A 16,884-nucleotide genomic window follows, 5' to 3' on the forward strand; every position below is an offset into this window, starting at 1 on the left:
CTGCGGGTTAAAAAGCCCAAAAAAACGTTTTTTCATCTTATATAGCACAAAAACAGAACAAAAAAGGCAAATCAACGTATAATTGTTTGGAAAAATGGAATAATTTCTCTTTGAACTTTAAAAAAAAATTTTTACCGAGAAAATATTGACACTAACTCTTGAAGAGTATCTGTCAACTATTTATCGGTCGAGTTAGTAAGACAGGAAAGCAACTTGTGTTTACGGCACTTTTTTTATATTCCCTCCATAGACCTATTTCTGAAACCAAAATACATTTTTTTGTCTCAGCCCTTTACTGGAGGTGAAGTATCCTCCGGAATGCTTTGTTTGCTTTTGTAGCCATGGTACCGCCTGAAGCCTGTAGTCTCCAGACTTTCAAGCTTCAAACTAAGCGTCAGCGCTTCAGCGCTGACGCTTAGTAATTCACATTTCATACTTTTCACGGCTACAAACAAACACGCTTCCTCGGGATTTTCAAGTTTGCGGATTAAAATACTGCATTGACACTAGAATTGATTCGTTCAGTTGTATGAGATCAGAGAAAAGTTTCAGCCTTAGCTGACTAGAAAAACTGTTTCTTTCAATACTTCAGCTTCTTACTTCGTTGGTTCTTTTTGAGCTTTACCTGCTTCTTGCATCAGATCGTTCAAAAAATAAGCTGTGTCTTAAAAAGTCATTTTAGGAGCTATTTCTGCGCTTTTGTAAGTGACATAGTCACTATATTTTTTCCTTTTCCCGTTAATTTCCCACCCTGTACTTCATCCAATGGATACTGCGGTTTGCTTTTAAGCCATACATCATTGTCCGGTTGACTGGTACTGAACCAAAACCATTTCGACCTCTATTTTCTGTTGTTGGTTTAGTTGTTGACATACGGGTATTTTCCTTCTTTTTTATCTCTTTTCAATCACCTCGATAAATATTATAAGCATACTCTTGAAGGATCTGAAGATAAGTTGAACTCGTCAAAAAAAGAAGCCGGAAAAGAATTTCGACTTCTTTGATGTAAGAAAGAAGAGCTAGTAATAAGGTAAACTATCCAATCTTTCAGATTAAAAATGCAGTTTTTCTATGATACGTTTAACATTCTCACCTTGCCATTTATAGCCGGCAATTTTTTTATTGACTTGATACTTGTCTTTTTTTCTTTTTAGCGGATCCTGGAACTTGATGACCATATTGTAAAAAATGAGCTTATTTTTAAATTCCAGCTTATCAATGTCTGAAAAAGGAATGACATAAATCTCTTCTGGCAATAATTTCCCCGTAAAAGATAACGGCAATACGACAATCTCCTGTTGGTTGTTAAAATTCAACAACTGAACTTTAACTTTTGCGGCGTTCATGTTTGGAGTCAATACGCTCCCTTTGTGTTCTAAATTTCCCATAATAGTTTGCCCTAATTCTGCTAGATAACCGTTCTTTTGCAGAACTGAAATCACTTCTTGTTCTTCCATATCGATTCCTCCAAAAAAAAGTTGTTTTCTGTAATAAGTATAGAAATTATAGACATCAGAAGCTACTTTTTTGCTTTTGATCCCTTAAAGAATTCAATTTTAATGAAGAGATGCAAGTTCCCTTCTTGATTTTTGACCGGATAAAAGAGAAAATAGACGAGAACTAAATGGAATTTGGGGTGATATTTTTGGAAAAGAGTCTTTCATCAATACAACAAGAAGTAGATGATTACATCCAACAATTCAAGACGGGTTATTTTTCTCCCTTAGGTCAACTTGCTCGGCTTACGGAAGAAGTGGGTGAATTGGCAAGGGAAATCAACCACCATCATGGTGAAAAGCAGAAGAAAGCTTCTGAAGGCACCAAAGAATTAAAGGAAGAGTTGGGGGACACCTTATTTGTCCTCATTTCATTAGCCAATTCATTAGAGATCGATTTGACGGAATCTTTTGACTTAACGATGAAAAAATTCAATGAACGAGATGCGAATCGTTTTGAAAGGAAAGAATAAGATGATAAAAATCGTAGTAGCAGGTTTCAAAGGGAAAATGGGCAGTACAGCAACCAAGATGGTATTGAAGCATCAAGAATTTATACTAGTGGGTGTTTTAGATCCATACGCTGAGGAAAGCAAGTTAAGTGAATTAGCGGATTATCCTTCGGTCGATGTGCCAGTCTTTACTGATAAGCAAAAGTTGATTGATAGTGTGAAAGCGGATGTGTGGATCGATTTTACTGTACCAGAAGTAGCTTTGGAAAATACACAATTTGCTTTACGCCACAGTATCCGTCCAGTTGTAGGTACTACAGGCCTTAATGAAGACGATGTGGCGGATTTACAGAAGATGGCAGAAGAAAGCCGTACAGGTGGCTTAATTGCTCCTAATTTCGCTATTGGAGCTGTGCTGATGATGCAATTTGCTGCTCAAGCTGCAAAATATTTCCCGGATGTTGAGATTATAGAGTTGCACCATGATCATAAATTGGATGCACCAAGCGGAACAGCGATTAAGACTGCAGAAATGATTGCAGCAGAACGTGGATTCCATCAACAAGGCCATCCAGAAGAGAAAGAAAGTATTAAAGGAGCTCGAGGAGCAGATTACCAAGGAATGAAAATCCACAGTGTACGTTTGCCTGGCTTAGTGGCCCATCAACAAGTTCAATTTGGAAGTAATGGGGAAGGCTTGACGATCCGTCATGATTCGTATGATCGTTCGTCCTTTATGACTGGCGTAGCTCTCGGATGTACGAAAGTGATGGAAAAAACGGAATTGGTTTACGGATTGGAAAATTTATTATGATAGAGCTTGACCACACTTTTAAAGAAGCTTTGCCGATAATTGAAAAAATTGAAAAAGCAGGTTTTGAAGCTTATTTTGTAGGCGGAAGCGTCCGAGATGCTTTGTTGAAAAAAGAAATCAATGATGTAGATATTGCCACCAGCGCCTTTCCTGCAGAAATCAAACAGATCTTTCATAAAACCATTGATGTAGGAATCGAGCATGGGACAGTTATGGTCTTGTGGGGAGGAGATTCTTATGAGATCACCACTTTTAGAACTGAATCTGCGTACCAAGACTTCAGACGTCCAGATAAAGTAGAATTTGTGCGCTCTTTAGAAGAGGATCTAAAACGACGGGATTTTACAGTCAATGCTTTAGCGATGGATAAAAACGGTCATATCATGGATTATTTTGAAGGACAAAAAGATTTAAACAATCGTGTCATTAAAGCTGTGGGGTCACCGCAAGAACGGTTCCATGAAGATGCTTTACGAATGATGAGAGCTGTTCGTTTTGTAAGTCAATTAGGCTTTACGATGGAGACAAACACTCAAAAAGCAATCGCTGACCACCATGCGTTGCTGGGGAAAATTTCAATTGAACGTATTTCCGTAGAGTTCATGAAATTGATGCAAGGAAAAAGTCGATCAAAAGGGCTTGAATTGTTTATTCATACGGAATTGTATGCCTATTGTCCTGGATTAGAGCAGCATAAGGATAAATTAGAGAAATTTGCCCGATTTGAAGGAAGTCTATCTACTCGCTCAGCGGCTTGGACGATGCTGATTCACTTTTTAGAGATTCCAACTGCTGAAGTGACAAAATTTTTGAAATTATGGAAATGCTCGAATAAAGAAATGCATGAAGTACAGTTGGAAGTGAAAACATTGCGATCCAGACTAACGCACCCTTATACAGCTGTTGACTTATACCAATCAGGCTTGACGATTGCTTTAGAAGTGGAACATATCTTGGAACAAATGCATTTTCCAGCCAATATAGAGCTAGTGGTTGAGCAGTATGAAAATCTCCCAATTAAAGAGAAAAAGGATGTCCAAATCAGCGGGAATGAGATTTTAGCAGCATTGAAAATAAAACCTGGAAAATGGTTGGGGCAGCTGCTGGAAGACATCGAAATGTTGATCGTTATCGGGCAATTAGCAAATGATTCTGAAGCTATTCTATCTTGGGTGAAAAATCAATCAGAGATAGGAGACCGTTCTGTGAACTGATACTAGAACAGCATGAAAAATCCATTTTTTCTTTTCAATTCAAAGCATTGATGGATGGTCAGATGATTGCTTTTGGAATTCATAAGCGAGCATGCGTACACAGAAAGTTTTCTCCAAAAAATACAACACTAGAATCTGCCCCGCCGTTTTCAATGTCCATCTGAAAGCGGCAGGGTTTCTTTTGTTTGTGCTGGATATTTATCTGCAAACGCAGGAAGAATCTCCATACACAGTTAAAATATGGTATGATGTAATGGATGTAAATTGAGAAAAGAATTAGGTGACAAGAATGGATGAAATGACCACATATGCTGTTGTGGATATTGAAACAACAGGAGGAAATGTTCAAAGTGGAGATCGAATCATTCAATTTGGCTGCGCATTGATTGAAAATGATCAAATCGTACACCAATTTGCAACTGATGTGAATCCGCTGAGAAGCATTCCCAAAGAAATTGAACATTTGACTGGAATCTCAAACCAATCTATTGCGCATGCTCCTTATTTTGAGGATGTCGCGGCAACCATTTATAATTTATTAGATGGATGTATCTTTGTTGCGCACAATATTCAGTTTGACTACCATTTTCTTTCAGAAGAATTTGTTCGTTGCGGTTTGCCGCCGCTTACTTTAAAAGGAATTGATACAGTCGAGTTAGCGCAAATTTTATTGCCTACTGAACCGAGTTTTACATTGAATGATTTGATGAATTCTCAAAATATTGTGCACAAAAACCCGCATCAGGCAGACAGTGATGCTTATGCGACTGCAGAGTTGTTCTTGTTACTTAAACAAACATTAAAAAGCCTTCCATTAGTGACTGTAGAAAAACTAGCTGCTATAGCCCCTAACTGTACAATGGATACAGAAATTTTTATCCGTAGTAATCTGAAAGAAATGAAGCAACAAATCACCGACTTGCCAGAAGGATTAATGATCAAAAAAGGATTAGCCATTCGTCAAAAAGAGGTTTCTTTTGAACAACACGTTCATCGCGAGATCAAAGAGTATCCGCAAGGGCAGCAAGAAAAGGCGAACTTGTTTCAACCGCGTTTTGAACTGCGGAAAACGCAGATCGAAATGATGGATGCTGTCCAGCAGTCGTTTGTTTCAGATAAAAAAGAGCACATGATTATTGAAGCCCCAACTGGGATCGGAAAAACATTTGGTTATTTATTGCCAGCGGTCTACAACGCTTCTAGTGAAGATCCAATCGTCATCAGCACTTTTACGACATTGCTGCAGCAACAGCTGTTCCACAAAGATTTAGCACAGCTGCAAGAAATGATCTCATTTCCGATACAAGCTGCTATTTTAAAAAGCAAAAGCCATTATATTCATTTGTCTAAATTCGAAAGTTTGTTGAAAGAACCGATAATGCAAAAGTTAGAAGCCATTTACCAGATGCGGATCTTAGTGTGGTTGACTCAAACTGAAACAGGAGATCTGGATGAACTGAATTTGACCAATTACAATCAACCTTTTTGGAGTAAAATACGCCATCGGGGCTGGTTGGGAAATGAAACAGAAGATGACTGGTATGAAGAAGACTTTTTCCTTCATGCTCAAAAGCTGGTACAGCATGCTGGAATTATTGTAACGAATCATGCTTATCTATGCCATGATTTGCAAAAAGAAGACAAGAGACTGAAGAATTTTCAGCGATTGATCGTTGATGAAGCTCATCATTTAAGTGAAGTCGCCCAACAATCGACCAGTCAAATTTTTCGTTATTATTATTTGCAAAAGTTGTTCAAATGGTTGGGTAAAAAAGAAGATAAAAGCAGCCTGATCGGACAACTGACGATATTAGCAGATAAAACAACTGCATCGATCACCCATCAATTAGAGAATATTGAAATGAGTGTGTACTTTTTAACCGAGGCGCTGTCAGCATTCGTTGATGAATTGCTTCAGTTTTGTTGGGAACACATTCCTCAGGATGATTACAAAGATCGATACGACATACTTTACGATAGAGAAGAGCATGCTGTCAGGTTCAAAAGAACCACTAAAAAGATTTTGTCTTTGATGAATGAAGTCAGTTATTTAGGGTTTGAAGCAGTTGCTGCATTGTTCAACGAAAGAGAACGATTTACTCAAACTGAATTGCATGTAATCACTGACTTTTATGATTGCTTGACCGATCTGAAAAAGCAACAAGATATTTTTGATGCCGTTTTTCAGCAGTCTGATGAGCAGGAAGTAACGTGGTTTTCTTTTGCAGAAAAATCGCCTAAAAATAGTTTCGCTGCACAACAATCTTATGTGTTCAACTCCCATTTTTTAAAAGAGCAGCTGGTGGATAAGGTTCCGACCATTATTTATACCGGTGCTACGTTAGAAGTAGACGGCAGCTTTGACTATTTCCAAAATCAGATTGGTGAAACAAATGTCCATACGTTAAAATTGGATTCTCCGTATGATTATGGAAAACAAGTTAAATTTTGGGTCCCAGAAGGAGTCAAGCCGGTCAAAAGTATGACGAAAAAAAGGTATGCTCAAATGATCGTCCAGTATTTAAATACGATTTGTAAAAATTCAGATGAAAATGTCTTGGTGCTGTTTACTGCTTTTGAACCGTTGCATGATGTTTATGAACAATTGCAAAGAAAATCGGATTTTTTTGGAAGAGAGATATTGGCACAAGGACTATCAGGCAGCAGAGAGAGGATTCTCAAACGCTTTTTCAGATCACAGGGGGGCATTTTACTAGGAGCAGACAGCTTTTGGGAAGGTGTCGATTTACCGGGTAAAGCGCTCAGCGTTCTCGTAGTGACTCGATTGCCTTTTGAATCACCAGAACGGCCTTATGTAAAAGCCAAGCATTACTGGATGAAGAAGAATCACTTAAATCCCTTTTACGTTGATACCTTGCCTAAAGCTACTTTACGGTTAAAACAAGGACTGGGGCGTTTAGTAAGGTCTCCATCAGACAAGGGTGTTTTTATCGTATTGGACGAAAGACTGTTGTATTCCAATTTTGGCAAATTGATGCAGCGTTCGTTGCCCCAAGGGATGAAGATCGAAGAAATTGCTGAAGAGAAAATGGAATCAGAACTAAGTAAATTCTTAACAGATGACCTGTAGAAAAGAGCTTTTATTTCTGCTATACTAATCTAATTAGAGAGACTATTTTTGATAAAGAAAAGACGGGATTGTTTGAAAAAATGAAAAAAAACATTTTTATTGTTTCTATCGTTGTGATGATAGCGGTGATTGCTTTTTCTATTTCAGTGTATCAAACTGCCAGCAGTCCTTTACATAAAGCTGAGGATGAGGCATTTGCTGTGGCGAAAAGCAGTGCCGGCTTAACTAAAGTAGACGATTTCTATTGGTACAATGGAACCAAGACGTACTTTACTGTCACTGGTACAAATCAGGAAGGCGAAGCAGTTATTGCAATCGTTGCTCAAGATGGAGGAGCTGCTACAGTATATAACCAAGCTGATATCATTACTGAAGCAGAAGCTGTTCAGCTGACCAAACAAGCAACAACGCCAAAAAAAATTCTTGAAGCTAGAATCGGGATGGAAAATGGAACGGCCATTTGGGAAGTTGCCTACAAGCAGGAGAATGGCCGTTTGGGTTATTACGTCATGTCTTTAGAATCAGGAGAATGGATAAAAGGAATCGAGAATATTTAAAATTCCTTTTTCAAATGCTTTTCCTGTAGTACAATGAATGAGGTAAAGTACTATGAAACGTTAAGAAAAATTCAAATGCAAAAAGGAGATTACTAAGTTGAATCGTATTAGAATTATTGACTCTAAAAACCATGTGGGTGAAGAAGTGGAAATCGACGCTTGGATCGCTAACAAACGTTCAAGTGGAAAAATAGCTTTTCTGGAATTAAGAGATGGCTCTGCCTTCTTTCAAGGGGTCATTGTAAAGAATGATGTTGAAGAAGAAACGTTCCAATTAGCAAAAAGCATCTCACAAGAATCTTCTGTTGTGATCAGAGGAATCATCCAAGAAGACACTCGCTCGAAATTCGGTTATGAAATTTTAGTGAAAGATATTCAATTGATTGGCGAGAGTCATGATTATCCAATCACGCCTAAAGAACATGGTGTGGAATTTTTGATGGATCATCGTCATTTATGGTTGCGTTCTTCTAAACAACACGCCATCATGCAAGTTCGGAATGAAATCATTCGCGCAACCTATGAGTTTTTCAACAAAGAAGGATTTATCAAAATCGATCCGCCGATTTTAACAGGTAGTGCAGCTGAAGATTCAACAGAACTTTTCCATACAGAGTACTTTGATCAAGATGCTTACTTATCTCAAAGTGGCCAATTGTATATGGAAGCTGCAGCTATGGCTTTTGGAAAAGTATTTTCATTTGGGCCAACATTTAGAGCAGAGAAATCAAAAACTAGAAGACATTTGATCGAGTTCTGGATGATGGAACCTGAAATGGCCTTTACCTCTCATGAAGAAAGCTTAGTTGTTCAAGAAAACTATGTTGCTTATATCGTTCAACAAGTTATCGACAACTGCGAACAAGCTCTTCATACTTTAGATAGAGACGTAGAAACGTTGCGCAAATATACACAACTGCCTTATCCAAGAATCAGCTATGATGATGCTGTTACATTACTGCAAGAGAATGGATTTGAAGACCTTGAATGGGGAATCGATTTTGGTTCTCCGCATGAAACCTTTATTGCTAGCCAATACGACAAACCCGTGTTTATCGTAAATTATCCAAAAGCAATCAAAGCGTTTTATATGAAACAACACCCAGAAAGAACAGATGTCGTTTTATGTGCTGATATGATTGCACCTGAAGGTTATGGAGAAATTATTGGAGGCAGCGAACGTGAAGAAAACTTAGATCTTCTAAAAGCCCGTCTTCACGAATTCGGTCTGAAAGAAGAAGACTACGATTGGTATTTAGATTTGCGTAAATACGGTAGTGTCCCTCATTCAGGATTTGGTTTAGGTCTGGAAAGAACCGTTGCTTGGATCACTGGAACTGAACACGTACGTGAAGCTATTCCTTTCCCACGCTTATTGAACCGTATCTACCCATAGAAAGAATCACACGAAACCCGAATGGGAGCTGGGATAATCATCCTGGCTCCTGTTTTTATTCATCTAATGAACCAGTGCAGTGAGAAGTAAAAGAAGGGAGTGGAGTTGATGAGTCTTTCACTCATTCAAAAATGGATAAAGTTGGGCAATACAACTATTTCGAATGTATTGTTGCAACACTATCGTCAACTAGGTATCACCAACAACCAATTGATTTTGATTATCCAATTGAAATCTCTCATGGATAGTGGGAGTGATTTTCCGGATATCGAGATCATTGCTCAACGGATGCAATTGCCAACGGCTAAAGTATTTACCGCTATCCATGACTTGATTCAGCAAAAATATTTGACTATTGAAACCAGTATAGATAAAGAAGGCAAATCAAAGGACAGCTACCAGCTGGATTTTCTTTGGGAGCGATTAGCGACTTTATTGGAGCAAGAAGAAAGAACGATCAAAAAAGAAGAGCAGCAATTGACTGAGAAGGACTTATTCAATCGCTTCGAATCTGAGTTTGGCCGTCCTTTGTCGCCAATGGAAATCCAAACTATCGGTATGTGGCTGGATGAAGATAAGTATGAAGTTGATTTGATCGAAATGGCTTTAAGAGAAGCAGTTTTGAGTCAAGTGTATAATTTGAAATATGTAGACCGGATCTTATTGAACTGGGAAAAGAAAAATATCAAAACAAAAACGCAAGTTGTTCAAGAGTCAAAGAGAAGACGCAATCACCAAACAAATATGCAACAACCTGCGCCTACTAATGAAACAACAGTTAAACCGAAAGTACCATTATACAATTGGTTAGAAAATCAGGATAATCATTAAGGAGGGGTTTCTTGCTTTCGAAAAAGAAAACCATTCAAGTCATTGAAGCTATGGGGCAGATTTTCCCAGAGGCTAAATGTGAATTGATTCACCGCAATGCGTTTGAGCTGCTGATATCGGTCATGATGAGTGCTCAGACAACAGACGCAGCTGTAAACCGTATTACTCCAAAGTTGTTTGAATCCTATCCGACACCTGAAGCGTTTGCTGATGCACCCGTGGAGGAAATTCAAGAACACATTAAAACGATCGGTTTGTACCGCAATAAAGCAAAATATATCAAAGGCTGCTGCGAGAAGTTGATTTCAGATTTTAATAGTAAAGTTCCGAGAACTAGAGAAGAACTGGAGACATTGCCTGGAGTAGGTAGAAAATCCGCCAATGTGGTATTAAGTGTCTCTTTTGATATTCCTGCAATAGCGGTAGACACTCACGTGGAACGAGTGACTAAACGCTTAAAGATCGTACCTCAAAAAGCCAGCGTCAGAGAAGTAGAAGAAGTCCTGATGAAGAAATTGCCTCCTGAGTTATGGGGCAAAGCGCATCATCGATTGATTTTCTTTGGCCGCTATCAATGTCCAGCTAGAAAACACGATCATGAAAAATGTATTGAACTGCTGGAAAACCATATGTCAGAAGAATAAGGTGAAAGATTGATCCGGAAGCGAATCAGTCTTTTTTATAGAACTTATTTCAAAATAAAAGCAAAAAAGAAAGCTGTTTGATCCAGATCCAATAGGATCAAACAGCTTTCTTTGGTTTATTTTAATCACAGAAGAAGAAAAATTAATCTTCATCTGTTTGTGATTCTTGACTGCTCTGTGAGGAGCTGGCTTGAGAGCTTTCAGAAGCTTGAGAAGAACTAGAACTGCTTTCATCTGATTGGCTAGAGGAGCCTTCAGAACTTGACGACTCTGAAGAAGCACTTGATTCAGAAGAGCTTTCGCTTTCTTCACTTTCGGATTCTTCTTCACTCTCATCGCTTTCTTCCTCCTCACCGGAAGGAGGAACCACAACACTGACTGAAGCCGTTGGACCGGTCTTTCCATTAGCTCTTACAGCAACTGTGATGCCAACCGTACCTTCAGAAGGGTTTTGAACGACATACCCTAAATCTTTAGTTGTGGCTGTTTGGCCGCCCACAGTCAATTCATAAGTTGGTTCTTCATCTGAATGGCTTAAAGAATAAGCATCCCAGTTAATAATGATTTCATTTGCTTCAGCATCATAAGAAGCTTTTAGTCCGCTTGGTGCAGTCAATTCTTCTCCATAATTCGTTGATACTGAAGTAGGTTCTGTACCTCTAACAAATAGTTCTCTGACAATTTCTGAGCTAGGAGTATTGGGGCCTGGAAGAGCAGCCGGGTTAGATCCTTTTTCAACTGCCACTTCAACTACAGAACTCGGCTTAGTCCAATCTGAATTTTCAACAGATTCTGAAAGTTGGGCCATAACTTCACGATAAATTTTTCGCGGTATTTCTCGTGTACCGTCATCATCAGAAAGCCAGTGACCTTCTTCAAATATATTCGTGTATCCGCTCCAAACAGAAACAGAGTAATTTGTAGTATAACCTACATATGCAGAAGCAGGAACCGCTCCATTAGGAATATTGTGCTCTGCCATCTGATCAGAAGTATAATTTGCCGTCCCGGTTTTTCCAGCTTGTGGAACTCCTGGGATGCTGACTAAACGAGAAGTTGTTCCGACATCCACAACGTCTTTCAACATATCTGTAATCATATAAGCTGTAGAATCACTCATAGCTTTTGTTGTAGAAGGTGTTAAATCGATTTCTTCTCCATCAGCGGTAATCACTTTTGAAACTGTGTAAGGCTCAGTATATTCTCCGCCGTTTGCAAATGGTGCATAAGAAGCTGCTAAATCAATTGGTGATAACGAGCCACTAAAAGAATCTGCTTCATAAACGGTGTTATCTTTTGCTAAACTAGGGTAGTCAGAAAGGCCTACATTAGTTAAGAAATTTTTAACATTTTCTTGTCCAACATCTTTAAAAATCTTGTATGTCGGCACATTACGAGAATCCACTAAAGCGCGTCGCATGCTGATTTGTCCTTCATAGTCTCTGTCCCAGTTATTGATAGTTTGACCAGACTCATAAGTGGTCGGTTCATCTACTACTTGATGGTATGTTGAGTAGTCTAGATACTCGATTGCTGGACCGTAAGTTGTAAGAGGTTTAATGGTAGAACCGATTTGTTTTATTTCAGCAGCATGATTAAAGAGCATTTGACCTTCTTGTTTACGCGATCCGCCGATAGCTTTCAACTGTCCTGTGTTGACATCTACGACTGTTACTGCTGACTGCATGTCGTCGTTAGGGAAGATGTTGTAGTCATCTGAATTTAAGACGTCATAAACTTGTTGTTGAGCATCCATATCTATATTGGTATAGATTTTCAATCCAGCAGTATGAGGATCTAAGCCTGTTTTTTCTTTGACCTCTTCAATGACGGTGCTTAAGTAACTATCAATGACTTGAGTATCTGCTGAATTACCTTGGTTTTCTACCAATCCTTCAGTAATAGGCACATCTTGAGCCGCATTCATCTCTTCTTGAGAAATTTTTTCATTTTCATGCATCATATATAAAACGGTGTCTCTTCTTTGTTTAGCACGATCAGGATTCGTATAAGGATTGTAAGCATTCGGAGCTTGCGACATACCCGCTAATAAAGCAGCTTCATGCAATTCCAATTCGCTTACAGGCTTACCGAAGTAATACTCACTAGCGGTGCCCATCCCGTATTGGTTGTCAGACATATAAACTTTATTGATATAAAAAGTCAAGATCTGTTCTTTTGAATACTCTTGCTCTAATTTTACAGCTAACCAAGCTTCTTGAGCTTTACGCTTTATTGTTTGGTCTTCTTGTTTAGTAGAAAAAACAGACAGTTTGATCAATTGCTGGGTGATGGTACTTCCACCTTCAGCACCAAATCCATCGGTTACGTTGGCTAAAACAGCTCCTGCAATTCGGATGGGATCAACTCCGATATGATTATAAAAACGTTGGTCTTCAATAGATAAAACAGCGTCTACTAAAACTTGGGGAATTTCACCAGCTTCTACTAGAACTCGTTCTTGTCCGCTAGAATATAACTCATTACCTTCTGGGTCGTAAAAAGTAGTAGAAGGATTGTCTACTAGATCATCAAGTGTGATTTCTGGTGCGCTAGAAGCATAATAAGTGAACAATCCTACACCGCTTAGCAAAGCAATAATGACCAGTGCGACAAGAGCGATCAAAATCCGTTTAAACCAAGATTTATTAACTTTCTTTTTTTTCTTTTGTTGGTTCTTTTTTCGGTTTCCAGATTTTTTCTGGTTCTTTTTCTTGGAAACACGAGACATTTCATTATTTTCTGGCATATCTTAATTCTCCTTAACAAATATCCATGGAGGTAAAAAAAGATCTCCATTTCTTATGTGCAATTTTTACTTGACCTGTGTATGGCTAGTCTTACTTTAGATACGTCAAATCTATGTAAGCCTAGCAAACTTTCCATACTGAATTTCCTTTGACAACGCAGTTCTATTTCCTATATGTTAGATAGAGAGTAGTCAATCAATTGATCCACCACGTCCAAATAGGGAATACGCGGCGAAAAACCATAATACATCTCATACCCGTTTTTTTCAAGTTCTGAAATGGGAATAGATTTGCGTCCATCTTTTTGATCGTCCCAGTAAGTGAGCAATAGCTTAGCTTCTAGGAGAAAAAGGCGATTTATTGACGAAAATCGTAAAATAACGAAACAAATTCCTTTTTGTTTCAAGCACTGATGCATATGGGTAATTTGATGCTGATGAAAGTTCTTTAAAGGAAACGATAATTTGTTTTTGGTTTCTTTAGCTTCAAAATCCAAATAAAAACCACGGTAAACTCCATTGTAATCGGTAGTAGACGCTTGTCTGAAATATGCTTCTTTAATGACAGCTGCACTTCGTTTAGGGTAGTCTACGTTGACGATTTGTATAGGTGTAGGTTTCTTATGAATCACCGCCCGTTCTTGTCTTAAATAACTGATATTGCTATCATTGATATCATCTTCTAAAGACATTCCTCGATTACTAAACGTAGTCAGTTTGTTTTTTTTCTTACGCGGTGTTGGCTTTGTTTCTGGTTTAGCATACTGCTTACCATTAGGATAATTTACTACCATTTGCATCACTTCCTAGTTTGCATTATACCAAATATGATACTTGAAAGAAAAGGAGATTCAAATAGTTTATGACAAACTTATATATTAGCGGCTATCGAACCTATGAACTAGGCGTTTTTTCAGAAAAAGACGCCAAAATTGATGTCATAAAAAAAGCTCTGAAAAATGAAATTACCAGCTTTATCGAAAATGGCGTCGATTGGATTTTAACTAGTGGTCAATTAGGTGTGGAGCAATGGACAGTAGAAGTAGTCGACGAATTGAAAATGGATTATCCTGAAATCCAACAAGCCATTATTTTTCCGTTTTTAGAGTTCGGTTCCAACTGGAAAGAAGATAAACAATTAAAATTGAGTGAACTGAAAGAATTAGCGGATTATATTGAATCGACTTCTCACCAACCATATAAAGATCCTTCCCAATTAAAAAATCACCAACATTTTTTATTGGAGCATACCAGTGCTGCCTTGTTAGTGTACGATAGAGAATTTGAAGGGAAAACGAAGTTTCTTTATGAAGAGATACAAAAGAAACAAGAACACAGCTCTTATGAATGTCGTTTAATCGATTTTGATCAATTGCAAAATACGATTCAAAATGAAAATGAGTAGTCCGATTTATTAAAAAAGTGAGAGAATCCATTTAAAATTCAGTTTGCTATTTTTTTTTAACCGTATCTTTGTTATAATGGTGAGGAAGAGAAGAGTTTCTAAAATATTGGAAAAGTTGAAACGAATGAGGTGCAATTATGGCGAATAGAACTTTAACGACTAAAGACATCCTACAAAAAGAATTCAAAACAGGTATGCGTGGATACAGTCCAGCAGAAGTCGATGAATACTTGGATGAGGTTATTCGTGATTATGAATCATACAATAAAGAAATCAGTCAGTTAAAAGCAGAGAACGAACGTTTACATAGTAAAGTAGACGAGCTGACTAAGCAAGCAGCATTGCAAAAACCAGGACAATCTGGTCAATCCAGCAATACAGTAACCAATTTTGATATTTTAAAAAGACTGTCAAACCTTGAAAGACATGTATTTGGTTCTAAATTAGATACAGATAATTCAAGTGACTTTGAATAGTCAGCATGGTTAAATAGATATTTGTAAATTTCGGGCAATCGCGGTCTAGCTAGACTAGGCTGAGGAAAGTCCATGCTCGCACAAGCTGAGATGCTTGTAGTGTTCGTGCTTAGCGAAATCATAAGCTAAGGCCTTTAGTGCAAACTAAAGTGACGGCAGAAAAAAAAGCTAAGGTGGCAACACTATGCTTGAGTATTCTTGAAAGTGCCACAGTGACGAAGCAATAGGGGAAACGCTATTGGTGGAACGGGTAAACCCCTCGAGCGAGCAACCCAAACTTTGGTAGGGGCACTCTTTCTATGGAAATGAACAGATGAGAGAGGCAATTCATTGCAGACAGATGATTGCCCCCAGATAATTTGTGCCTGAAAATTATCTGGGACAGAACATGGCTTATAGAAATTTACAATCAGGGAAACCCTCCTTTTTAAGGAGGGTTTTATACATATTTTTTGCTTTTCACCTAAAAAGCAGTTTAGTATAGTAGAAAAAGAATGGAGCATTCTACATGACAATAGAAAAATTTAAACTCGTTGCTACAGCAGCAAGCGGGATTGAAGCGTTAGTTGGAAAAGAATTACGCCAGCTTGGTTATGAATGCCAAGTTGAAAATGGAAAAGTTTATTTTGAAGGCGGATTAGAAGACATTGCACGGACAAATCTTTGGTTAAGAACAGCCGACCGCATCAAAATAGTGGTTGCGGAGTTTGAAGCTTATACATTTGATGAGTTGTTTGAAAAAACAAAAGCTGTTGCTTGGGAAGACTTGATTCCTATGGATGGAGAATTTCCAGTAGCGGGTAAATCGATCAAATCTAAATTGTATAGTGTGTCAGATTGCCAAGCGATCGTAAAAAAAGCAATTGTGAACCGTCTAAGTGACGTTTATCACCGCAGCAGCCGCTTGCCTGAAACCGGGGCTTTGTTTCCTTTAGAAGTGGCTTTGTTAAAAGACAAAGTAACCATTACTTTGGATACCACCGGATCAAGCTTATTCAAACGTGGGTACCGTACTGAAAAAGGGGGAGCACCTTTAAAAGAAAATATGGCTGCAGCTTTGATTCTGTTGACTACTTGGCGCAAAGATAAACCATTTCTTGATCCAATGTGCGGTTCTGGTACTATTCCTATTGAAGCTGCTTTGATCGGACACAATATTGCTCCTGGATTCAATCGCTCTTTTGTCAGTGAAGGATGGGACTGGTTTAATGAATCTGTGTGGGAAACAATCCGTGAACAAGCAGAACAAGAAGCTGATTACGATGTTGAATTGGATATTCAAGCTTCTGATATAGATGGACACATGATCGAAATAGCGAAACGCAATGCTACTGAAGCAGGTGTTTTAGATAGTATCTCCTTTAAACAAATGCAAGTAGCTGATTTCAAAACGGATAAAGAATATGGGGTGATAGTGGCGAACCCCCCTTATGGTCAACGTTTAGGCGAAGAAGAGTCGGTAAGAAAAGTTTATCGTGAAATGGGAACAGCCTTCCGTCCATTAGAAACATGGAGCAAATATATTCTGACCAGCGATTTAACGTTTGAAAAAGAATATGGTCAAAAGGCTACGAAAAAACGTAAATTATACAATGGTGCCTTGCGGACTGATCTGTTCCAATATTGGGGAAAACGTCCACCTCGTCAGCCTAAAGAGCAATAAAACAGCCTTTTAAGTGTTTAGTTGTTTGGTACAACTAATAAAAAACGAATCTATATTTGTCATCTGCCCATTAGTTGCTGTAGACAACTGATGGGC

Annotated in this window: 15 protein-coding genes and 1 other RNA gene; 12 read left to right on the top strand and 4 right to left on the bottom strand. The window is 38.3% G+C overall.

The genetic code is table 11. From position 1 onward, the window contains the following. Nucleotides 1–738 precede the first annotated feature (738 nt). Together ACEN4I_RS09885 and ACEN4I_RS09890 are read right to left on the bottom strand one after the other, a co-directional pair. Nucleotides 739–873: a hypothetical protein gene (locus ACEN4I_RS09885; protein ID WP_407097342.1), complete on the bottom strand. Its 135-nt coding sequence runs from the start codon at nucleotides 871–873 to the stop codon at nucleotides 739–741. 179 nt (nucleotides 874–1,052) lie between these two features. Continuing rightward, nucleotides 1,053–1,457, bottom strand: a complete 405-nt coding sequence (locus tag ACEN4I_RS09890; protein WP_407097341.1) for a hypothetical protein — start codon at nucleotides 1,455–1,457, stop codon at nucleotides 1,053–1,055. A 167-nt stretch (nucleotides 1,458–1,624) separates the two neighbouring features. Between ACEN4I_RS09890 and ACEN4I_RS09895 the strand changes: the two genes are divergently transcribed. From ACEN4I_RS09895 to nth, 8 genes are all read left to right on the top strand, one after another. Continuing rightward, entirely contained in the window at nucleotides 1,625–1,969 is a 345-nt protein-coding gene (locus ACEN4I_RS09895) for a nucleotide pyrophosphohydrolase (protein ID WP_407097340.1), read from the top strand. Between the two features lies 1 nt (nucleotide 1,970). Continuing rightward, nucleotides 1,971–2,762, top strand: coding sequence for a 4-hydroxy-tetrahydrodipicolinate reductase (dapB, locus tag ACEN4I_RS09900; protein WP_407097339.1), 792 nt, complete (start codon nucleotides 1,971–1,973; stop codon nucleotides 2,760–2,762). Then, nucleotides 2,705–3,976 carry a CCA tRNA nucleotidyltransferase gene (locus tag ACEN4I_RS09905; protein ID WP_407102819.1) on the top strand — a complete coding sequence of 424 codons (1,272 nt, stop codon included), beginning with the start codon at nucleotides 2,705–2,707 and terminating at the stop codon, nucleotides 3,974–3,976. The genes dapB and ACEN4I_RS09905 overlap by 58 nt, the downstream gene beginning before the upstream one ends. Before the next feature lie 289 nt (nucleotides 3,977–4,265). Further along, nucleotides 4,266–7,067 carry an ATP-dependent DNA helicase DinG gene (dinG, locus tag ACEN4I_RS09910; RefSeq protein WP_407102820.1) on the top strand — a complete coding sequence of 934 codons (2,802 nt, stop codon included), beginning with the start codon at nucleotides 4,266–4,268 and terminating at the stop codon, nucleotides 7,065–7,067. 80 nt (nucleotides 7,068–7,147) lie between these two features. Continuing rightward, entirely contained in the window at nucleotides 7,148–7,624 is a 477-nt protein-coding gene (locus tag ACEN4I_RS09915; protein WP_407097336.1) for a DUF5590 domain-containing protein, read from the top strand. Between the two features lie 97 nt (nucleotides 7,625–7,721). After that, entirely contained in the window at nucleotides 7,722–9,020 is a 1,299-nt protein-coding gene (gene asnS / locus ACEN4I_RS09920; RefSeq protein WP_407102821.1) for an asparagine--tRNA ligase, read from the top strand. Nucleotides 9,021–9,128: 108 nt separating this feature from the next. After that, nucleotides 9,129–9,851 carry a DnaD domain protein gene (locus ACEN4I_RS09925; RefSeq protein WP_407102822.1) on the top strand — a complete coding sequence of 241 codons (723 nt, stop codon included), beginning with the start codon at nucleotides 9,129–9,131 and terminating at the stop codon, nucleotides 9,849–9,851. A gap of 11 nt (nucleotides 9,852–9,862) precedes the next feature. After that, nucleotides 9,863–10,495, top strand: a complete 633-nt coding sequence (gene nth, locus ACEN4I_RS09930; RefSeq protein ID WP_407097333.1) for an endonuclease III — start codon at nucleotides 9,863–9,865, stop codon at nucleotides 10,493–10,495. A 142-nt stretch (nucleotides 10,496–10,637) separates the two neighbouring features. Here the strand turns inward: nth and ACEN4I_RS09935 are convergent, their stop codons facing one another. Both ACEN4I_RS09935 and recU read right to left on the bottom strand, forming a co-directional pair. Next, nucleotides 10,638–13,244, bottom strand: a complete 2,607-nt coding sequence (locus ACEN4I_RS09935) for a PBP1A family penicillin-binding protein (RefSeq protein WP_407102823.1) — start codon at nucleotides 13,242–13,244, stop codon at nucleotides 10,638–10,640. A gap of 170 nt (nucleotides 13,245–13,414) precedes the next feature. Beyond that, the gene (gene recU, locus ACEN4I_RS09940; protein ID WP_407097331.1) at nucleotides 13,415–14,038 is read right to left on the bottom strand and encodes a Holliday junction resolvase RecU; all 624 of its coding nucleotides are present in this window, start codon (nucleotides 14,036–14,038) and stop codon (nucleotides 13,415–13,417) included. A gap of 68 nt (nucleotides 14,039–14,106) precedes the next feature. Here recU and ACEN4I_RS09945 point away from each other — a divergent pair, with 68 nt between their 5' ends. The 4 genes from ACEN4I_RS09945 (at nucleotide 14,107) to ACEN4I_RS09960 (ending at nucleotide 16,788) form a co-directional block, all read left to right on the top strand. Continuing rightward, complete coding sequence (locus ACEN4I_RS09945) at nucleotides 14,107–14,649, top strand: DUF1273 domain-containing protein (RefSeq protein ID WP_407097330.1); 543 nt, start codon at nucleotides 14,107–14,109, stop codon at nucleotides 14,647–14,649. A 137-nt stretch (nucleotides 14,650–14,786) separates the two neighbouring features. Further along, on the top strand, nucleotides 14,787–15,125 hold the full coding sequence (gene gpsB / locus ACEN4I_RS09950) for a cell division regulator GpsB (RefSeq protein WP_407097329.1): 339 nt from the start codon (nucleotides 14,787–14,789) through the stop codon (nucleotides 15,123–15,125). Between the two features lie 26 nt (nucleotides 15,126–15,151). Next, an RNA gene (gene rnpB, locus ACEN4I_RS09955) (RNase P RNA component class B) lies at nucleotides 15,152–15,526 on the top strand. A 107-nt stretch (nucleotides 15,527–15,633) separates the two neighbouring features. After that, nucleotides 15,634–16,788, top strand: coding sequence for a class I SAM-dependent RNA methyltransferase (locus ACEN4I_RS09960; protein WP_407102824.1), 1,155 nt, complete (start codon nucleotides 15,634–15,636; stop codon nucleotides 16,786–16,788). The last annotated feature ends 96 nt before the right edge of the window (nucleotides 16,789–16,884 follow it).

It is taken from the genome of Desemzia sp. FAM 23990 (assembly GCF_045528485.1).
In the GTDB taxonomy this organism is placed as follows: domain Bacteria; phylum Bacillota; class Bacilli; order Lactobacillales; family Carnobacteriaceae; genus Desemzia.

Bases quoted from the DNA above. Each gene is read 5' to 3' on its own strand.
- ACEN4I_RS09885 (WP_407097342.1), bottom strand. From the start codon at position 873: ATGTCAACAACTAAACCAACAACAGAAAATAGAGGTCGAAATGGTTTT.
- ACEN4I_RS09890 (WP_407097341.1), bottom strand. From the start codon at position 1,457: ATGGAAGAACAAGAAGTGATTTCAGTTCTGCAAAAGAACGGTTATCTA.
- ACEN4I_RS09895 (WP_407097340.1), top strand. From the start codon at position 1,625: ATGGAATTTGGGGTGATATTTTTGGAAAAGAGTCTTTCATCAATACAA.
- dapB (WP_407097339.1), top strand. From the start codon at position 1,971: ATGATAAAAATCGTAGTAGCAGGTTTCAAAGGGAAAATGGGCAGTACA.
- ACEN4I_RS09905 (WP_407102819.1), top strand. From the start codon at position 2,705: ATGTACGAAAGTGATGGAAAAAACGGAATTGGTTTACGGATTGGAAAA.
- dinG (WP_407102820.1), top strand. From the start codon at position 4,266: ATGGATGAAATGACCACATATGCTGTTGTGGATATTGAAACAACAGGA.
- ACEN4I_RS09915 (WP_407097336.1), top strand. From the start codon at position 7,148: ATGAAAAAAAACATTTTTATTGTTTCTATCGTTGTGATGATAGCGGTG.
- ACEN4I_RS09925 (WP_407102822.1), top strand. From the start codon at position 9,129: ATGAGTCTTTCACTCATTCAAAAATGGATAAAGTTGGGCAATACAACT.
- ACEN4I_RS09935 (WP_407102823.1), bottom strand. From the start codon at position 13,244: ATGCCAGAAAATAATGAAATGTCTCGTGTTTCCAAGAAAAAGAACCAG.
- recU (WP_407097331.1), bottom strand. From the start codon at position 14,038: ATGGTAGTAAATTATCCTAATGGTAAGCAGTATGCTAAACCAGAAACA.
- ACEN4I_RS09945 (WP_407097330.1), top strand. From the start codon at position 14,107: ATGACAAACTTATATATTAGCGGCTATCGAACCTATGAACTAGGCGTT.
- gpsB (WP_407097329.1), top strand. From the start codon at position 14,787: ATGGCGAATAGAACTTTAACGACTAAAGACATCCTACAAAAAGAATTC.
- ACEN4I_RS09960 (WP_407102824.1), top strand. From the start codon at position 15,634: ATGACAATAGAAAAATTTAAACTCGTTGCTACAGCAGCAAGCGGGATT.